The following is an 18,611-nucleotide window of genomic DNA, read 5'->3' as shown; positions in this document are numbered from 1 at the left end:
CCGATCGACGTTCTTCCATCTTTATCTCGCTTACGAGATAAAGGTATTGGTAAGGGTAAAACTCGTGAAGACCATTCAGATTTGGCTAATCAGTTATTTGCAGCTTATGCTCGAGGTCGTGAGGCTGTTGAACTGGCTACCATTCTTGGCGAAGCATCACTCACTGATATTGACAGAATTTATATGAAATTTGCTGAAGATTTTGAAGTCAAATTTGTTAAACAGGGAGAATATGAAAACCGCAGCATCGATGAGACCTTAAATATTGGTTGGGAATTGCTCAGAATGCTTCCCAAAGAAGAACTGAAGCGAGTTCGGGACGCCTTTATCGAAAAGTACTATGAATCCTCAGAATCTCCAGTTCTGACTCAACAGGAGGGTTGAGAGTGAGACTAAACGTCAACCCGAACCGGATGGAGTTAATGAAGCTTAAAAACCGCCTGGCTATGGCCAGGCGTGGTCATAAACTTCTCAAGGACAAACTCGATGCCTTGGTTCAGGATTTTGTGAAAATAATTCGTGAAAACCGCAACCTTCGACAAGAAGTCGAAAAAGAAATCATCAAAGCTTTTGAAGCCCAGAACAAGGCATCACTTATGCTTTCCGAACAAGATAAAGAATTAGTCACCACTATGACTCAACAAAAAGTTGTTCTTGATGTCAGTACCCGTCATATTACTGGGGTAAGAGTTCCCCATTTCGAAGTCCATCTTGAAGGGAATCCCTATGCCTATGGTTTGATCAATACACCAGCGGAATTGGATGAGGCTTTCAGTTCTTTCTTTCGGGTTTTACCGCTTATGATAAGATTAGCCGATGCCGAAAAAACCATCGAGTTATTAGCTGTTGAAATCGAAAAGACCCGTCGACGAGTCAACGCTCTTGAGTATGTTTTGATCCCGAATTTAGAAGAAACCATCAAATATATCAACTTTAAACTCGATGAATTGGCTCGGGGAGCTATCACCAGCATCATGCGAATTAAGCACTAACTATTCTATCCTGAAAATACCATCTTATAAATTCCCCCATTGAGGGGGGATACAGGGGGGGTGTGCCTTTCATCCGTCATCCTGAGCCCTCGCTTTTTGAGAGCGTGAGGATCTCATCCTTTAAAGGCTTTGGAACTGGGGAATCGTGAAACTGAAAAAGATGAGATTCTCATGTCGTCCGGTAAAAACACCGGACTCCTCAGAATGACAAAGTGGATGGTGAAGATTACCACGTCGCATAAGACGTTCCTCGCAATGACGGATTTAGACAGGTATTTTCATCCTCATCTGGTGCTTCGAAAGTAGCATGAGGGTCTATCCCTCTCATAAAAGAGAGGGATAGAATAGTATCGTTATTTTAAAGAGGGGAGGGATTGGTATATGAAGATCGCCATCTTGGCGGATATTCATGGAAATTATGATGCCTTAGAAGCAGTCGCACTTCACCTCAATGATGTCGATAGCCTGGTTGTTCTGGGAGATATTGTCGGATATGGTGCTGAACCAGAACATTGTGTTCAGTGGGTCATGAAACAAAGAGCCGATACCATTTTAGGAAATCATGACGCTGCTTGTGTTGGAATCCTTCCTATAACCTGGTTTAACTCCTTAGCTGCTAACGCACTTTTTTGGACTAAAAATCAACTCTCCGTTTATAGCCAAAGTTTTTTTCAAAAAATACCCCAAGTAGTCTCCAACTATGTGAATGCACATTGGGTTCATGGTAGTTTAAGAAAACCATTAGAAGAATACATTGATATGGTTGAAAGTGCTCGTGAAATTTTCAATAGTCATGATTTTCAAACTTGTTTTTTTGGCCACACTCATGTTGCTGAAGCTTTTCTCTTCCACGAAGGCAAGGTCTTCAATCCCCCCTTTCCTGAAGGAGGAGAGATTCAACTTCATCCCCAAAAACGCTACTTGATTAATCCGGGAAGCGTCGGTCAACCTCGTGACGGAAATCCCCAAGCCTCTTTTGCTCTCTATGATACCGAAAAAGGTATAGTCAAAATCAATCGAATTCGGTATAATATCCAGCGTGCAGCCGATAAAATTATTACTGCAGGACTTCCAGAGTACCTTTCCATACGATTGTTTTCTGGACGATAAACGAAATATGCGCCCGTAGCTCAATTGGACAGAGCGTCGGCCTCCGGAGCCAAAGGTTGGAGGTTCAAATCCTCTCGGGCGCACCAGTCTTTGTTTTAATACCTTTTTCTTTCCCTTAATAAACCTTTCTGGTTTTTAAATTCGAAAGCTACCGCTTTTTTTATCGATTGTAAAAACTCATTGACTTTGAATACCAAATCTAAAAATATCCTTATAATTTTTAATAATTTTCTTGTATGTTATTATATACTTAAATAATACTTTATATATAATTATATTTAAATGTATCATTTATTATTAGTTGATTTTCTATATAATAAATCGATGTACATTTTGATATTTTAAACGATTTAAACAATATTTATTTATAAAGGAGGTGCATCTAATTCCTTCAATATTAAAATTAATACAGAGAACTTTTTAATAATTTATTATTGAAAAATTGGGAGGGAAAAAGTAATGAAAAAACTTCTGAGTTTAATTATTATTTTTGGGATATTATCTTTAAGTTTTTGTGCTATTGCACAAGAAGAACCCGTCTATCTTGGTACAGCCATTAGAAGCCTATCAAACCCCTACCATGCGGTTTGGGCTGATGGAGCTACTGCATTTGCTAATTCCTTAGGTTGGAAAGATTATAATGTTATTCAAACCTGTGAAGGTTCTAGTGAAAAACAATTAAATGATATTAAAGCTTTGGTAGCTCGTTCCCAAGGGAATGTGGTTTTCTCGATCGACCCAAACCAATCAACTGATGCGCCTGCTATTGCCAATGAATTAGAAAAAAGTAGTGTTTACTTTATTACCTGGTGGAATAAACCTGATGATGTGTCAGTTGCCGATTACAAATATTGGGTATGCCATATAACCTTTGATAACCGTGCCTCGGGATATAATACAGCCAAAGCAATATTTGATGCTGTTGGTGGCTCAGGAAAAGTTTTCGCTCTTCAAGGATTGTTAGGAAATAGCGCTGCAATTGAACGTTGGGAAGGTTTCGAAAAAGCTCTAACCGAATATCCGGAAATAGAACTAGTCGGTTGGCAAGCTGCTGATTGGGAAAAAGTTAAAGCCTATAATCATGTTTCCAATGCTCTGATAGCAGATCCCGATATAAAAGCAATATGGTGCGCTAATGACTCAATGGCAATTGGAGCCTTAGAAGCTTTGCGTGCTCGTGAATTGGTGGGTAAAGTTCCAGTATCAGGCGTTGATGCTATCCCTGAAATGATTACTGCTATTAAAAATAAAGAAGCTATTGCTACTGTGGCTTCTGATGCTTTTTGGCAAGGAGGAATGGGTTTATCCATACCCTTAGCGGTAAAACAAGGCAAAATTAAAATGGAAGAACTTCCAGAAAATAAAAGAGAATGGATTGCCCAGACAATTTTAATTACCCAAGAAAATATTGATTGGTATATAGAAAACTATGTGGAAGGAACTCCAGAATATAATTGGAATGATTATTGGGGAAAATGGGTAAGGGGTATAAAAGAATAGAGTTATTCAATAAAATAAATTTAGCCCGGTTGATTAAACCGGGCTAAATTTATTAAGGAGGGATAAAAAACTTGGAAGTAAAAATAGCTGAGTCCTCTAATGATAAAAAAAACTGGGTTAGTAAAATTGCAGTAAATCCTTCCCTGTTAGCATTAATTGTTTTAATTATTTTTTTTAGTTTTATAAATCCTCATTTCTTTACCTTATCAAATTTGTTTAATATTTTAGATTTAGCCTCTTTACTTATAATTACTTCTTTGTCTTTGGCTCTTGTTCTTATGATGGGGAGCATTGACCTTTCAGTAGAGGGCGTAGTAGGTTTATGTGGCGTAATTGCCAGCTTATTAGTAAAGAATTTTTCTAATTCAAATAACTTTGGTTTTTTTACATTAGCAATTTGTGGAGCCGTTGGAGCTAGTTTTGGCTTTTTGAGTGGTTTTATTCTTTCCCGTCTCAAAATACCCTCATTTATGGTCACTTTAGGTATTGGATATATAACCACAGGTTTTGGAGTTCTTATTACTCGTGGTAATCCGGTAGTGATTATTGACTGGACTTTTCGTCAGTTAAGCATTGGAAAATTAGGTTTTTTACCTTTTCCCTTTATTTTGGCACTATTTTTATTCTTTGTTATATGGTTTTTAAACGAAAGGACTACTTTTGGAAGGTACATTTTAGCCATGGGTGGAGATGAAATTATTGTCCAAGACCTTGGTATTCCAACTTCTAAGATTAAAACCCAAGTATTTCTGATTGGTGGCTTTCTCTATGGAATAGTTGGAGCTTTATTGACTGCCCGTTTAGGTTCTGGAGATATTACAGCCCCTTTAGGCTTCACCTTTGATTCTATTGGGTCATGTGTTTTAGGAGGTATTGCAATAACTGGAGGAGTAGGTAATATTCCTCGTGCTCTCATCGGAGTATTTATACTAACAATTTTACGTAATGGTATGGTTTTAATGAGCGTAAGTCCCTATGTCCAACAAGGGATTATCGGAGTTATATTAATTACTACAGTTGCTTTAACAATTGATCGTAAAAAAATAAAAATTATGAAATAACACGGCTTTTTTAACCGGACCTTTGGGAGGTTAATTTCTATGAAGCCAGTTTTGATAATGGAAAATATTTCAAAGACTTTTCCGGGAGTTCGTGCCTTGGAAGGAATAAATTTTGAGATCTTTCCAAATGAAATTGTTGGCTTAGTTGGAGAAAATGGAGCGGGTAAAAGTACATTAATGAAAATTTTAGCTGGTGTTTATCAATGCGACCAAGGTGAGATTACTCTTCGAGACCAAAAAGTCCAAGTTAAAAATCCCCAAGAAGCAAGAACGCTGGGAATAGGAATGGTTTTTCAAGAACAAGCTGTTTTGTCGAACATGATGGTTTATGAAAACATCTTTTTGGGCCGAGAAAAAATTTTTACATATAACGGTTTATTAAACCGAAGAACAATGTTAAAGGAAGCAAAAAAAATTCTGCAAGAAATTGGTATTGATCTATCTCTCCAAGCCTACTTGCATGAGCTTAATTTTATGGAACGTCAAATGATAGAAATTGCCCGAAATATCTGGCTAGCTCGGCAAATTCAGGTTGAAAATCCTATTATTATTCTTGATGAACCCACAACCGTTTTAGAAGAGGAAGAAATTAAAAGGCTATTCGCTAAATTAAGAGAGTTAAAGAGAAAGGTATCTTTTATCTATATTTCTCATCGTTTAAAGGAAATTGTTGAATTATGTGATAGGGTTTATGTCCTTAAGGACGGCAAAAATGCTGGATGTTTTTTAAAAAATGATGTCACTGAAGAACTTTTACGTTCAAAAATGGTTGGTCGAGAATTACAAGAAGAATATTACTTGGTCTCAAAACAAAGAAAACCGACTGATAAAGTTGTTTTAGAAATCCGGGATTGTACAAAAACCGGCTCTTTTTATAATATTTCTTTTAAATTGCTTCAAGGAGAAATACTTAGCATCTGTGGAACTGTTGGTTCTGGAAAGGAAGAGCTTTGTAAGGCTCTATATGGTGAAACCAAACTTACCTCTGGGACAATTCTAATTGAAGGAAAACCAGAAAGTATAAATTTACCTTCTCAAGCATTTTCTTTAGGTATTGGTTATATTTCTGAAGATAGAAGAAACGAGGGTTTAGTGCTACATCTTCCTGTATTTGAAAACATTACCTTACCTATTATTCATCGTCTTAAAAAAGGATTTCTTATTAAAAGAGAAGAACAATTTAAACTCACAAGAGAAATGATGGCAAAACTTCAAATTAAAGCTCCTTCTCCATTAGTTTTGTGCTTTAACTTAAGCGGAGGTAATCAGCAAAAGGTTGTTATTGCAAAGTGGTTACTTTCCAATGTTAAAGTGCTCATCATGTCCCACCCAACCCGTGGAGTAGATGTTGGGGCGAAACATGAAATTTATGGCCTGATTAGAGAATTAGCTGAAAACGGAATGGCAATGATTATTATGGGAGATAGTTTTGAAGAAGATATTGGTTTAGCTAACCGGATTATAGTTATGAAAGATGGAAAAATTAGTGGTATCTTGGATGCTAATATTTCTAAACCTACTCCTTCAGATCTCATTCAATATGTAGTTTAAATTAATTTATGTATTGATATCAATATAAGGGGGATAAAAGTGGATAAAGGAAGATTGTTAGCTTTGAGTGTGGTTATTGTACTTTTTTTTGCTTTAGCTATCTCCAATCCAGGAGCTTTTCTTTCTGGTTATAATATCGGAACACTTTTAGATTATGCAGCCACTTATTTTATAGCAGCTATAGGTTTGACTTTTGTGATTATGGTTGGAAGCATAGATTTATCAATAGGTGGAATGCTTTCTCTGCTAACAGTCATATTTGTTTTAACTCTCAATTCTTTTGGATTCTTAGCCTATATCATCACAATTAGCTTAGGTTTTCTCTTGGGAACAATCAATGGCTTAGTTTTTACCAGGCTTAAAATCCCTTCTTTTATAGGAACCTTTGGTGCTTCAGGTGTATTTGCCAGCTTAGCTTTAATTATATCGGGAGGGCGTCCAATTGGTTTGCGTTCTCAAGCTTTTTCACTTCTTAGCCCACTGACTTTTGAAATTGGAATTATAAAAGGATCCCATATTTTAGCTTTTATTCTTTTTGGAATTTTTTTCTTAATTCAAAATTCAACTCCTTTTGGAAAATATGTTGCAGCTATTGGTAACTCTGAAAGAGCAACTTTGCTCAGTGGTATAAATGTAGATAGGAATAAGATTTTTTGTTTTGCCTTATCCGGTCTTTCAGCTGCTTTAGCTTCTATAGTATTAGTATCTCGAATGTTAAGCGGAGACCCAACTATCGGAACCCCGTATCAGCTTCAAATAATTGCTACTGTGGTAGTGGGAGGAACCGCTCTAACTGGTGGGGTAGGGGGTATCTTTAACACCTTGCTTGGAACTTTAATTATTACTTTGGTGGGAAATGGTTTATATGTAATAGGTATCGATGTTTATTATCAAATGATAATAACTGGTATCATTACAATGGTGGCGGTTATTTTAACTTTGGATCGAACTAAGATAAAAATTGTGAAATAATTCTATAACTAGAGAAATGAATTTTTGTTAAAATCTTAAAAAAGGGGCTAAAATCACTTAAAAATGAGTTCTTCAGTTAGTTTATTTTAAGCTATCCTTATTTATAATATATTTCTAAAATAAATAAAAAAGCCACGGATTCTAACGAACTTTGTACCTTCTTCCCGCTAAGGTGCTTAATGGCCACTCGTTCATCCTTAGCGTTTCAGGATAGAACTGCCATCTTTCTTCTCAGAAAGACTTCGAATCTCTTTCCTTCAGGATAAAAGATTCTTTTTTTCCATCCTCCGGTATTCAGTACCTCAGAATCCGTGGTAAAAATCATGTTATCAACTCTTTGGTATAATGTCAAATAAAAAGTAAGATTAAAAAAGGTCTGGTTAAGCGATTTTCAATTGAGTGTTTGTGATTATTTCCTTAAGTTGAGCTAATTATTTAGTTAATAAAAATTTTAAAATTTTAAAAAATCACCTTATCCTTTCGATTTTTATCTAGTAAATCTATGGGTGTGATTCTCAATCAAGTTTTTAATAAAGATATATTTTACATAATGGCGGTTTATTACGCTCAATAAATGTAGCGACATACCATGATAGTATTGTCTAACCCTGGATTTTCATTGCTATTTGGTGTCATATTATGGCAGGAAGGCTATCCAATTGTTGAATTAAAATTAGCGTATTGACGATTGGATGATTTAAAATTTAAGTTAATCAAATAGGAGGATTATTAATGGGATGGGTAGAAGAGAAACTAAAGTAAGATATGAATTAGATAGTGGAGGTATTAAAGAATTATCATTTGAAGAAATTAAAGCTATCCTCAGAGGAGCTGACGATCTTATTTCAGTTGGTGGAAGAAATCTTTTGGCAAAAATACTTAAAGGATCAAAAGATAAAATTGTTTTAAGCCACCAATTAGAAAATAGCCCAGTTTATGGTTTTTACAATGATTTAACTTTACAAGAAATACTATACCGTATTGATTGGGTTATTGAAAACCATTACTTAAATATTTATTATAATGGGCGGCTTCCAGTCCTGGTTTATTCAGATAAGGGATGGGAAATTGAAAGAGAAACCTATGCCGAAGAGCTTCTTCATAAGCTAAAATCGCTTTTAGGAACCGGAGATTATAGCTTCGTAAAAGAATTAAAAGATAGAAATCGTGGAATGATTTTGCTTTTAGTTGACAAGATCATGCAGACTCATAATAAAAAGTTTATTCCGCTTCTTTATGCTTGGAAAGAAAATGAGTACAAAAAAGTCCGATCTGCAATTCAAAATGCGATTAATTATTTATCAAATAAATAGCTCGACTCATTATCTAATGATTTGAAACCATATCTCTATTGTATTTGCCAAACGTGGATGACGGGTTTGGCTTCATCGGCAAACAACTCGAGAACATAAAGGAGACCATTGGCTCGATCGTAAGTAATATCACCAAGGCGATAACGACGCTGGACTCCTGTCCCTAACATTTCCAGTTCGATTCCCATTGGATTGAGGAAGAGATGATCATCAATATCCAGGAATGTATAAGGTTGAGGCTGGTAAGATTCAAGTTCTCCAGTAGCAACCTTTATTAAATCCATTGGATCATAAAGAATAAAACGGGCATTGAAACGTGAACTCCACCATCCTCGATTAGAAGTAGGATTGGAACATACTGCCGAACGCTCATCGGGGTAGGGAGTTCCATCAGCCATTCGGCAAAGAGTAAACTGGCCGATAAACTCTTTTTCTACACAAGCATATTCCGGTCCATCAGGATGGAGATAACCATACCAATAAAGATCACCGCTTGATTTGGTCCCTGCAAAAAGAACTGCGTTTTTCCCTGATGGAGTTGTAATCCAAGCCCCACCTGTCCATTCATCACCATGTTGATAATCATTTAAACACCGAGTGATATTGGGGGTGTTTAATGAACTCTCATAAAGCAACAATACTTTTTCCTCCAATCGTGAACCAGATTCAGCTGGTGTTCCATGGTCATCAATCCAAGGGCAATAAGCAAATAAGCAAGGTCCCATACCTGACCATCCCCCATCTCGGAAGCGCCCGGTAGCAAGCGGGAATCCTTCCAAATATGGTTCAGCCCACTCAAGTGGAATCTCAAAAAGATAATCATTGGTACTGTAAAATGATTGATTCCCAATATACCAGGAACCTTGCATATTCGGTGATGACAAATCAGTGGCAAACCAAGCCTGAGAGGGGACCATAAAAGCCGAATCTTCTTGAAAATGCTGGCCCCAGGTAATATGGATAATTGGGCCAGTCGCTGGATTATCAAGATATTGCATACCAACTCGAGGTATTTCGTCCAAATTGAAAAAATAACCAGCATCAATATTCGAAAAAGGCTGGAGAAACTCAGCCTGGTTGAGATCAGAAACCAACCGAGACTTTTTTGGCACCGGGATGGTGATTTCAGCAATTTTATTCCCCTCGGGTAATTCTCCATAAGGTATTCGATTATGGCCCATGACAAATAAAGATCCTGGGAAGCCATCACTCGGACCATTGGGATCACCAGATGGATTGAAAGTCATTGCTTCTCCACCATAGGCAAAGGTGTTTGGTCTGTCGCCATCATCGGGAAGACGGAAAGCACCCAAATAGGTAAAGTCTTCTGGACGTAATGCTGCTGATGTGGTTCGACTGCTGGATGTTTCAACCAACTGGGAATCCTCTTGATTCACTTGTGTTGGTTTTTCTAATGCTTCTCCTGGAACACAATAGCCCGCTATTATCCAAATAGATATAAACAAATAAACCAAAACTACCATTCTTTTCATTTGGTTCACATCCTTTAGCAAATCCAAATTTTAATTTTTTATTAAAAGCGATCGGAAAGAAACCAAATTTTTAAAGTTGCTCAATTTAAACAATTAGGGAAATTTAGATTTCCATAACAACCATTGACTTAACTATTAAGAAAAACCGCGTAACCTGGAGGTAAACCCAGTGAACAGAGACTTCCAACCAAGTGAAACAAATGCGATTCACAGTGACAGTCTGAGGAACCGAATTTGTGGACGGGTAAAGTTATTCCCGGTTGGCAGGTTAAATATCTTGCCAAACCACATTCATCATTTACATCATAAGTAATAATTGTCTCCAATATTGCATACTGAAGAAGATAATCAACGTGCCAGTGAAGAGTTTTATTTTTTCTTTGATGTCTTTTTAAGCGGGCTTCGAGATTTTTCTTGGCTCTTCCCACATAAAGATATTGACCAGCAGGAAATGAAAATTGACCGAGTTTGCCTACCGATATATTGATCATCTTCGGTAATTTTAAAAAGAGCAGATAGGTGCTCATGGTCTTATCTTTTGGTAGATGTTTTAGATATTATATATCTATCCTGAAAATACCAAATTTGTTGAAAAAAGAATAAGCAAAAGAGATAAAGGTACATCCCCCTAACCCTCCTCAATGGGGGAATAAATTTAACAATTCCCCTCCTTGGAGGGGTGCCGTTTTACGGCGGGGAGGGTGCTTTTTAATTCGTCATCCTGAGGCTTCGCTTTATGAAGCCGTGAGGATCTCCTCTTTCAAAATTATTCTCCATTTGGCTAAGGGGAGATGCTTTTTTTATAAGTTTCTCACTACCAAAGTTCATCAATTTTTATTTTTTTTATTCGGTTCACGATTCACTGCCCACGACTCACTGTTTTTAGGAATGAGATTGCCACGTCGCAAAGGACGCTCCTCGCAATTACGGATTTAATTAGTGTTTTCATCCTTAAAAGGTGCTACAATGTGGTTAATCGAAGAAAATAAAGGCCAAAAAAAGACCACGGACTCTAACGAACCTTTTTGCCTTCATCTCACTGGGAAGGTTATTATTCATAAACTTCTTCAGTGTTTCAGGATCAGACTTCCATTTTTCCTCTCGGAAAAACTTCGAACCTTTTTCCTTGCGGTTAAAAGTTCTTTTTTCTAACCCTCCGGTCTTAGAGTTCCTCAGAATCCGTGGTAGTTATTATGTTATATGAGGTGTCTTGATTTGTCAAATTTCGAGAGGAGAGTGAAAGGGTAGTGGTTGAGCTTTTTTAAAATCAGGTAGTCTTCAATTTTATTGAAATGATAAGGAAAATTTAAAAAAAGAAAAATTCTTAAAAAATTTAAAGAACTTTTCTGCTTTCGCCCTCTCGCATTCTCTCCCTCACTCTATCTGTCTTTTAATCTTCTCCTAAAATAACTTCTACCAGATGTTCGCTCCCTGGAGAAAAAATTGGAATAGTTTTACCCGAAATTGTTTTTCCATCTACTTTTAATAAATACTTCTCGTTCGGTTTTCTCTCAACCACAATGGTAAATTGAACACCACGAAACCAACGCTGTACCTGAAAACCTTTCCAATCAGAAGGAATACAAGGGTCAACGATTAAACCTTGATAATCCGGACGAATCCCTAATATCCACTGAGTAGCTGATATCAAAGCCCAGGAAGCGGTTCCGGTCAACCAAGAATTTTTTGCTTCACCAAAGTGTGGATGGTCAGGTCCAGCTATCATCTGGGCATAAACATAGGGTTCCTGTCGGTGTACTTCAGAAACTTTCTCTCTCCAAGAAGGACATATAGTTAACCAATAATTCCAGGCTTTTTCAGCTCTTTTCAATTTACACTCAGCTATTACTGCCCAAGGATTTGGATGGCAAAAAATTCCGGCATTTTCCTTTAAACCAGGCGGATAGGATGTACATTCTCCTAAATGTAAAGAAAACTGAGTGAAAGCCGGTTGCTGGAGAATAATTCCGTGAGGAGTAGCCAGATATTTTTCGACCGAATCCATAGTAACCTTCCCTCGTTCCAGATTAGCAACACCACTCATAATTGCCCAAGGTTGAGTCTCTAAAAAAATTCTCCCTTCCTGGTTTTGCTTTGAGCCCACAGGCAACCCTCTATCATCAAAAGCTCTCAAGTACCATTCACCATCCCAACCCCATTGGTTTATTTTATCAATCATTTTCCTGGTTTCTTCTCGAAATCGGATAGAATCTTCTGATTTACCGATTATCTCAGCAATACAAGCCAGTTCTTCTCCAGCTGCAATAAACATCTCTCCAATGAGAATTGATTCAGCAGTTTTTCCTTCATTTTCGGTAACTAAATTTAAGTTAAGACAATCATTCCAGTCGGCTTGTCCGATCAAAGGCAAACCATGAGGTCCAAGATTGTGAAGAGTATATTCCAGAGATCGGAGCAAATGTTGATAAAAAGGTGCAGGATCCCCACCATCAGCAAAGGAAACCACCTCATTTAAAATTGTAAAATCTCCGGTTTCTTTGAGATAACTAGCGGCAGCCAAAATTAACCAAAGAGGATCATCGTTAAAACCAGCTCCAATTTCATCATTCCCCTGTCGGGTAAGTGGTTGGTATTGGTGATAGGCACCTCCCGATTGAAATTGAGTGGATGACAAATCCAGCAAACGTTCTCTGGCTCTATCGGGGATAAGATGTACAAATCCCAACAGGTCTTGATTGCTATCTCGAAACCCTATTCCCCGGCTAATTCCCGATTCAAAATAAGAAGCCGAGCGGGATAGATTGAAGGTAATCATGCATTGGTATTGGTTCCAAACATTGATCATTCGATTAAAATGGGTATTGGGTGTTTGAACCTGGAAACGTTCAAGAATATTTTTCCAATACGATTTGAGCTTCCCCAAAGCCCGGTCTACCTCGTTATGATTGGTGAAACGTTGTAGAAGAGACGGGATCCCCTCCTTATTCACCCGTCTCTCGGCAGTGAATTTATGCTGTGTTAGGTTTTCCTTATACCCCAACAGAAATTGAATACGCTCCTCGTGTTGAGAGGGAAGGGTTACCTTTATCTGATGAACTCCAACAGGCGCCCAACCACAGGCAATTGAGTTGGAGGTTTTTCCTTCCCTTACTGAATAAGGGGAGCTCAAAGATTCGTAAGGACCAAGAAAACTCTCCCGATCCGTCTCGAAACCTACAATATTTCCCACCGCACCAAAAAAAGCATAATGGTCTCGTCTTTCTCGATATTCGGTGATATGGTAAATTACTCCTTCTTCAACCTCAACTTCTCCTATATTAAGGTTGCGTTGAAAGTTTGTAGCATCGTCAAGAGCATTCCATAAACAGAACTCGACAAAGGAAAAAACATCAAGTTCCAGTGTTTCCTTTCCCCGGTTAAAGAGTTTAACCGACCAAATCTCAAGTTCTTCTCCAATTGGAACGAAATAGGTTATCTCGCTTTCGATATCTCGATAAAGAGAAGAGATGATAGTATAACCCAACCCGTGCCGACAACGGTAAAAATCCAACTTTTTTCTTACCGGTTGCCAGGTAGGAGAGAAGAAATCCCCATCAGAAAAACGGATATATAAATAACGACCTCCTTTGTCTTGAGGAATGTTGTTATAGCGGTAGCGTAGAATCCGGCGGAGGCGAGCATCTCGATAAAAACTGTATCCACCGGCAGTATTAGAAATAATACCGAAATATGACTCCTCCCCTAAATAATTAATCCAAGGTTGGGGGGTGTCCGGTCGTTCGATAACATACTCTTTATTTTGATCGTCAAAATATCCATAAAGCAAGGATTTCTTCCTCCTTTTTCATTACCTGGATAACCTTACCTTCCGTTAACAAAGTGTCATGATAATCAATCCCGGGCTAATGCTCGATTTACCCTATCAGCAGCAGTATCAAGATATTCTTGAACTTTTTCATCAGAATAAGTTTTTGCAATATAAGCGGTTAGAATATTTCGAAATTCTTCTTGAACGGCATTTTCAACATCGCCCCATCTGGCTAAAGGTGGATAAGCAGTAGCATAGGATAGGGTTGTTTGAAAAACTTTCCAGACTCCTGTTTCATAATAGGGATCATCATATGCTTCCAAAAGGGCAGGTAACATTTGAGAAAGATTTTGAGTGTAATCAACCAGCTTTTGTTTTTCCAAAAGGAATTTGATCCATTTCTTTGCTGCTTCTTGATTGGAACTGGCTTTGAGAATAACTAAATTGCTTCCCCCTGAGAAAGAAGCCCGACCTGCAGGTCCAGCAGGAGGTTCTACAACATCATAGTTGAGGTCAGGGTTTTCTACTTCAATATTGGCAATATTCCAGGGACCCATGAAACACATTGCTACGTTCCCATTGATGAAAGCTGAATCAGCTTGGGGTTGGTTGTACTCAGCACACGCTTCATCTGCATAACCATTTGCCACCAGGCCAACATACCATTTCATAGCTTCCACACCAGGAGCTTCATTAAAACGGGCAGTCTTGGTTTGTTCATCAACCAACACTCCTCCATGAGCCCAAAGAACGATCGCCCAGTTATGAAGAAGATCCCAAGCATTGGTTCCAGCAATTGAAATTGCCCGGCCTTTCCCAAATTTTTCGTTAATGCGATCACCAGCTTCGTAGAGTTCCTGATAGGTCTGAGGTGGTTCCATCCCAGCTTGCTGAAACATATCTTTGTTATAAAATAATGCTCGGGTTTCAGCAAACCAAGGGACACCAAAGGTTTTTTCTTGATAGGTAGTGGATATATAGTTGGCTTTCATAAAAGCACCGGCTCCACCAAATTCATTGATGTCAATTTCAGTTAATCCTCCCGTTGCTGCAAATTGAGGATTCCAAGTTGTTCCAACTTGGAAAACATCCACTCCCTCACCAGTAGCGATAGCAGAGGTGATTCGCGTCCAGGCATCTCCCCAACCAACGATTTCATAGGTAACCGAGATACCGGTTTGTTCTTTGAATTCAGCGACAGCTTCGTTCAACCAAGGGACATGGATATCGTCCGGTGCATTGGGCATGAGCCAAAAGTTGATGGATTCAGCTGCCTGTACCGCTATCGACACACAAAAGACCAACATTAAAGACCATAAGAAAATATTTTTAAACATCTTCCTTCCTCCTTTAAATTATAAGCTTATAAACTATTTAAACCTTATCAACTCCAACGATTATCCGCTTTTTTTTCCAATCTCTAAAAACCACCTCCTTTATAAGTAAAAGAGACTTGTCTTTCCCCCTACATCCAAAATTATCCTTTGGTTGCTCCTCCCACTAAACCTTCAATAATCTGTTTTTGTACGAAAGTAAATAGAATGAGAACCGGTATGGTCACAATGACTGAAGCAGCCATCATCCCAGCCCAGCGAGATTCCTGGGTGGTTATGAATTCTAAGAGACCGATAGCAACTGTTTTGGTCTCAGTCCCAGTGAGAACCGAGGCAAAGAGCATCTCATTCCAGGCCATAATGAAACCATATATCGCTACAGCAGCAATCCCTGGTCTAGCTAATGGAAGTATAATCCGAAAGATAATGCCCAGGGTGCTACAACCATCGATTTGAGCCTGCTCATCAATTTCTCTTGGTATACCGGCTAAAAAGCTGCGAAGCATGAGAATACTGAAAGGTAAAGCAAAGGAAGTGTATGTGAAAATCATTCCTAGATAGGAATTTCGCAGTTGAACACCGGTAAATCGATTGAAAACGACAAACATGACATAATAAGGAATGAGAAAAAGAATACCGGGAAACATTTGGGTCAACAGCAAAGATCCAACGTATGGTTCTTTCAATCGGAAGCGAAATCGAGATAAACTATAAGCAGCAAATAGACTCAAAAGGATCGAAGCCAGCATCGTATCTTCATTAATGATCATGCTGTTTCTAAAATAATCAAGCATCCTGACCGTCTGATTGATTCGGATGTAATTCTCCCAAGTAAAATGACGAGGAATCCAGCGAGGTGCCAACTCTGGATCACGAAAGTCAGCCGACTGGATCTCTAAAGTGCTTTTGAATGAACCTGAGACCATCCACAAATAAGGAAAAAGAACAACCACTACTACAATGATTGCTCCAACATAAATTCCTATCATCCTAAGTACTTTTCGTCCAGAATTCATGGCTTTTTACTCCTCAATCGTCTTGCCGGGTTGGAAGAGGCGGGCATAAACAACGGCAATCACTACCGTCAAAACAACCAGTCCCATTGACATGGCTGCTCCCAAACCAAAATGAAAATTTTGAAAAGCTTCGCGTAAGATGAGGGTAGAAGGTACTTCGGCATAATATCCTGGGCTTGATCCCAGCATAGCTTTAAATTGATTGAAAGCATGAAAGTTCCAAATAATACTGAGTAGAATATAAATTTTACTAACCGGTTTCAAAAACGGAAAGGTGACATATCGGAAGACCTGCCAGGGAGTCGCTCCGTCAGAGAGAGCAGCGTCTTTAATTTCACGGGGGACGCTTTGCAGTGCGGCAAGAAGTAATAAACACCCTAAGGACCAACCCTTCCAAATACTCGCTATAATCACAGCAGTCATAGCTCGAGGACCCACTAACCACACTACTGGTTCTTTTAATAAACCAAGCGAAATAAGGTATTGATTGACGATGCCAATCCGACTTTGGAAAATGAACCGCCAAACAGAATAGGCAACCGAATCAGGCATAATATAGGGAAGGAGAACCAGACCTCTTACTGTTGTTCGACCGAAGAATTTTTGATTCAGCAAAATCGCAACCGCCAGGGCGATAACATAACCCAGGCTGATAGTAACGCTCCCGTATAAAACAATATTATAAAGGGAACGGAGAAAATTCTGTCCTTCCTGTTGATCGAAGCTAAAAGCCCAACGAAAGTTATCTAAACCCACAAAGGGAGCCTTGGTCCAATTTGAAATAGTGAATATGTCCAGGTCACGAAAGCTGATCATAACCCCCCAGATAATTGGGAAAAAGTGAACCAACAGCATAGCCAAAACCGCTGGTAAAATGAGGAAATATGGCGTTAGTGGCTTAACTCTTTTTCCCGAGAACATTTTATCCCTCCCTTGGTTCCTTTTTTTAGGTAATCACCAGATCCGGCCGAAGAACTACTCCCGGTAGATCTTTACCCTCCTGAATAATCCGGATAATCATCTCTGCAGCCATTCGTCCTTGTTCATAGAGTGGGTTATGAATACCACCCAACCATGGTTCAACAGCCTGTATGATCGGTAATCGATCTCCGGTTAGCAATAAAATATCCTTTTTTGGGCAAATACCTTTTTCTCTTAGAGCTCTCAATGCTCCAAATGCTGTTGGATCGCTGCAGCATATCAAAGCATCAATTTTTTGATTTTGTTCCAAAAGTTCAAGTGTTGCTCGATAACCGCCTTCTACCGTAAAATCGGTGCGACTCACTAAATCACTTCGATAAGGGAGTCCTTCCTCATTTAAAGCACGACGATATCCAACCTCTACACTTACTTTGTTGAGAAACAAAAAATTCTCTGGTTCTTGGGTAAGTCCAATAAAATGCCGTCCTTGAGAGAGAAGGTAACGAGTGGCCAGATAACCAGCTGCTTCAGCATCAATTTCCACATAATTATGGGTTTGATGGGGATAGCTATACCCGAGAGATACAAAACGGTATCCTTTTTTAGAGAATTCCCGAACAATCGCTACTGCTTTAGCCATGCCGTAAAGTATAACGCCGTCAACATTTCCCGTTCTGGTCAAACGTACAACATCAGTTAAAAACCGGTCACCGTTTTCCGGAACAGTCAGAATCATGTCATATCCCGCTCTGGTCAAGACATCATGTGCACCTCGCATTTGTTCCTGCATACCAGGATCGGCAAAAACAAAACGAGAACCGAAGGGAACTACAAAACCGATGGTATCTGTTTTGCGGCGTTTGAGATTGCGAGCGGTGGCGTTAGGATGATAATCGAGACGACTCATTGCCTCTTTCACCCGCTTAACAGTATCTTCTTTTACTTTATCGGTATTGTTGAGCACCCTGGAAACAGTTTTAATAGATACCTTTGCTTCACGAGCTACGTCGTATAAAGTAGTCATTTTGCAGGTCCCCCCTCCAGCATCTTTTTTGTTCCAAAAAGTTTTACAAATTAAATTTATTTTATAGAGTTGTAGATACTCTTATTAAAAAATGACTATGTCCTACGCTGTCATTTATTGGAGCAGAAATAAGTGGATTATAAAATGAAAATCATCTCTATATAAAAGCTATTATGTTATGATATGTCTTGTTTTGGAGTTGTTTGAACAATATTTACTTATAATAATGTCCATCGTTGTCATTAAGTATACACAATTGACCTAATTTGTCAATCCGATATATAGAAAAGTTTATTTTTTTATATTTTTAAGTCTTTAAGCAAAAATCAACAATGCGAATTCTTATTATCCAGTTTGGTGAATATGAATGAGTTCGTTTTCTCAATGTCCAGATCCTTCTGTTAAAGATAACATTTACCAGAAAAGATTTTTACAACTCAATCAATAATAAGAAGGTCGTAAATATAATTAATCAAACGTATTTATCTTGCCAGCAATTTTTTTTTTGAGCATTACTTCTCTCATTCCGCTTGCTTATTCCCTTGGTGTAAGTTT

Annotated in this window: 15 protein-coding genes and 1 tRNA gene; 9 read left to right on the top strand and 7 right to left on the bottom strand. The window is 38.4% G+C overall.

Annotated features, from left to right (window positions below; translation table 11 throughout):
• The 9 genes from PLK24_RS01790 to PLK24_RS01750 all read left to right on the top strand — a co-directional run.
• The coding region (locus PLK24_RS01790) for an ATP synthase beta subunit C-terminal domain-containing protein (protein WP_324476026.1) at positions 1 to 384 on the top strand (384 nt) is incomplete at its 5' end.
• A 2-nt stretch (positions 385 to 386) separates the two neighbouring features.
• Positions 387 to 992, top strand: coding sequence for a V-type ATP synthase subunit D (locus tag PLK24_RS01785; RefSeq protein ID WP_324476025.1), 606 nt, complete (start codon positions 387 to 389; stop codon positions 990 to 992).
• 381 nt (positions 993 to 1,373) lie between these two features.
• Complete coding sequence (locus tag PLK24_RS01780) at positions 1,374 to 2,102, top strand: metallophosphoesterase family protein (RefSeq protein WP_324476024.1); 729 nt, start codon at positions 1,374 to 1,376, stop codon at positions 2,100 to 2,102.
• 9 nt (positions 2,103 to 2,111) lie between these two features.
• Positions 2,112 to 2,188: transfer RNA gene (locus tag PLK24_RS01775), tRNA-Arg, on the top strand.
• Between the two features lie 373 nt (positions 2,189 to 2,561).
• Positions 2,562 to 3,602 (top strand): sugar ABC transporter substrate-binding protein, encoded by a 1,041-nt coding sequence (locus PLK24_RS01770; RefSeq protein ID WP_324476023.1) that lies wholly within the window; start codon positions 2,562 to 2,564, stop codon positions 3,600 to 3,602.
• A gap of 71 nt (positions 3,603 to 3,673) precedes the next feature.
• Positions 3,674 to 4,663 carry an ABC transporter permease gene (locus PLK24_RS01765; protein ID WP_324476022.1) on the top strand — a complete coding sequence of 330 codons (990 nt, stop codon included), beginning with the start codon at positions 3,674 to 3,676 and terminating at the stop codon, positions 4,661 to 4,663.
• Positions 4,664 to 4,702: 39 nt separating this feature from the next.
• A complete protein-coding gene (locus PLK24_RS01760) occupies positions 4,703 to 6,214 on the top strand; it encodes a sugar ABC transporter ATP-binding protein (protein WP_324476020.1) in 1,512 nt (503 codons plus the stop codon).
• 39 nt (positions 6,215 to 6,253) lie between these two features.
• Entirely contained in the window at positions 6,254 to 7,186 is a 933-nt protein-coding gene (locus PLK24_RS01755) for an ABC transporter permease (protein ID WP_324476018.1), read from the top strand.
• A 737-nt stretch (positions 7,187 to 7,923) separates the two neighbouring features.
• Positions 7,924 to 8,499: an RQC-minor-1 family DNA-binding protein gene (locus PLK24_RS01750; protein WP_324476016.1), complete on the top strand. Its 576-nt coding sequence runs from the start codon at positions 7,924 to 7,926 to the stop codon at positions 8,497 to 8,499.
• Positions 8,500 to 8,534: 35 nt separating this feature from the next.
• Here PLK24_RS01750 and PLK24_RS01745 read toward each other — a convergent pair whose 3' ends face one another.
• The 7 genes from PLK24_RS01745 to PLK24_RS01715 form a co-directional block, all read right to left on the bottom strand.
• Positions 8,535 to 9,992, bottom strand: coding sequence for a hypothetical protein (locus tag PLK24_RS01745; protein ID WP_324476014.1), 1,458 nt, complete (start codon positions 9,990 to 9,992; stop codon positions 8,535 to 8,537).
• A 128-nt stretch (positions 9,993 to 10,120) separates the two neighbouring features.
• On the bottom strand, positions 10,121 to 10,519 hold the full coding sequence (locus tag PLK24_RS01740) for a GIY-YIG nuclease family protein (RefSeq protein ID WP_324476012.1): 399 nt from the start codon (positions 10,517 to 10,519) through the stop codon (positions 10,121 to 10,123).
• An 863-nt stretch (positions 10,520 to 11,382) separates the two neighbouring features.
• Complete coding sequence (locus PLK24_RS01735; RefSeq protein WP_324476010.1) at positions 11,383 to 13,779, bottom strand: glycoside hydrolase family 94 protein; 2,397 nt, start codon at positions 13,777 to 13,779, stop codon at positions 11,383 to 11,385.
• A gap of 65 nt (positions 13,780 to 13,844) precedes the next feature.
• Positions 13,845 to 15,098 carry an extracellular solute-binding protein gene (locus PLK24_RS01730; protein ID WP_324476008.1) on the bottom strand — a complete coding sequence of 418 codons (1,254 nt, stop codon included), beginning with the start codon at positions 15,096 to 15,098 and terminating at the stop codon, positions 13,845 to 13,847.
• A 140-nt stretch (positions 15,099 to 15,238) separates the two neighbouring features.
• Positions 15,239 to 16,111 (bottom strand): carbohydrate ABC transporter permease, encoded by an 873-nt coding sequence (locus PLK24_RS01725; RefSeq protein ID WP_324476006.1) that lies wholly within the window; start codon positions 16,109 to 16,111, stop codon positions 15,239 to 15,241.
• Positions 16,112 to 16,117: 6 nt separating this feature from the next.
• A complete protein-coding gene (locus PLK24_RS01720; RefSeq protein WP_324476003.1) occupies positions 16,118 to 17,032 on the bottom strand; it encodes a carbohydrate ABC transporter permease in 915 nt (304 codons plus the stop codon).
• Positions 17,033 to 17,057: 25 nt separating this feature from the next.
• Positions 17,058 to 18,056 (bottom strand): LacI family DNA-binding transcriptional regulator, encoded by a 999-nt coding sequence (locus PLK24_RS01715; protein WP_324476002.1) that lies wholly within the window; start codon positions 18,054 to 18,056, stop codon positions 17,058 to 17,060.
• Between the last annotated feature and the right edge of the window lie 555 nt (positions 18,057 to 18,611).

This window comes from Atribacter sp., from assembly GCF_035418125.1.
GTDB classification, from domain to species: domain Bacteria; phylum Atribacterota; class Atribacteria; order Atribacterales; family Atribacteraceae; genus Atribacter; species Atribacter allofermentans.
The sequence above is the reverse complement of the archived record's forward strand: the minus strand, read 5'-3'. Positions and strand labels throughout refer to the sequence as shown.

Coding starts and splice junctions, on each gene's coding strand:
- PLK24_RS01780 (WP_324476024.1), top strand. CDS start 1,374: ATGAAGATCGCCATCTTGGCGGATATTCATGGAAATTATGATGCCTTA.
- PLK24_RS01720 (WP_324476003.1), bottom strand. CDS start 17,032: ATGTTCTCGGGAAAAAGAGTTAAGCCACTAACGCCATATTTCCTCATT.
- PLK24_RS01740 (WP_324476012.1), bottom strand. CDS start 10,519: ATGAGCACCTATCTGCTCTTTTTAAAATTACCGAAGATGATCAATATA.
- PLK24_RS01760 (WP_324476020.1), top strand. CDS start 4,703: ATGAAGCCAGTTTTGATAATGGAAAATATTTCAAAGACTTTTCCGGGA.
- PLK24_RS01730 (WP_324476008.1), bottom strand. CDS start 15,098: ATGTTTAAAAATATTTTCTTATGGTCTTTAATGTTGGTCTTTTGTGTG.
- PLK24_RS01770 (WP_324476023.1), top strand. CDS start 2,562: ATGAAAAAACTTCTGAGTTTAATTATTATTTTTGGGATATTATCTTTA.
- PLK24_RS01750 (WP_324476016.1), top strand. CDS start 7,924: ATGGGTAGAAGAGAAACTAAAGTAAGATATGAATTAGATAGTGGAGGT.
- PLK24_RS01745 (WP_324476014.1), bottom strand. CDS start 9,992: ATGAAAAGAATGGTAGTTTTGGTTTATTTGTTTATATCTATTTGGATA.
- PLK24_RS01715 (WP_324476002.1), bottom strand. CDS start 18,056: ATGACTACTTTATACGACGTAGCTCGTGAAGCAAAGGTATCTATTAAA.
- PLK24_RS01725 (WP_324476006.1), bottom strand. CDS start 16,111: ATGAATTCTGGACGAAAAGTACTTAGGATGATAGGAATTTATGTTGGA.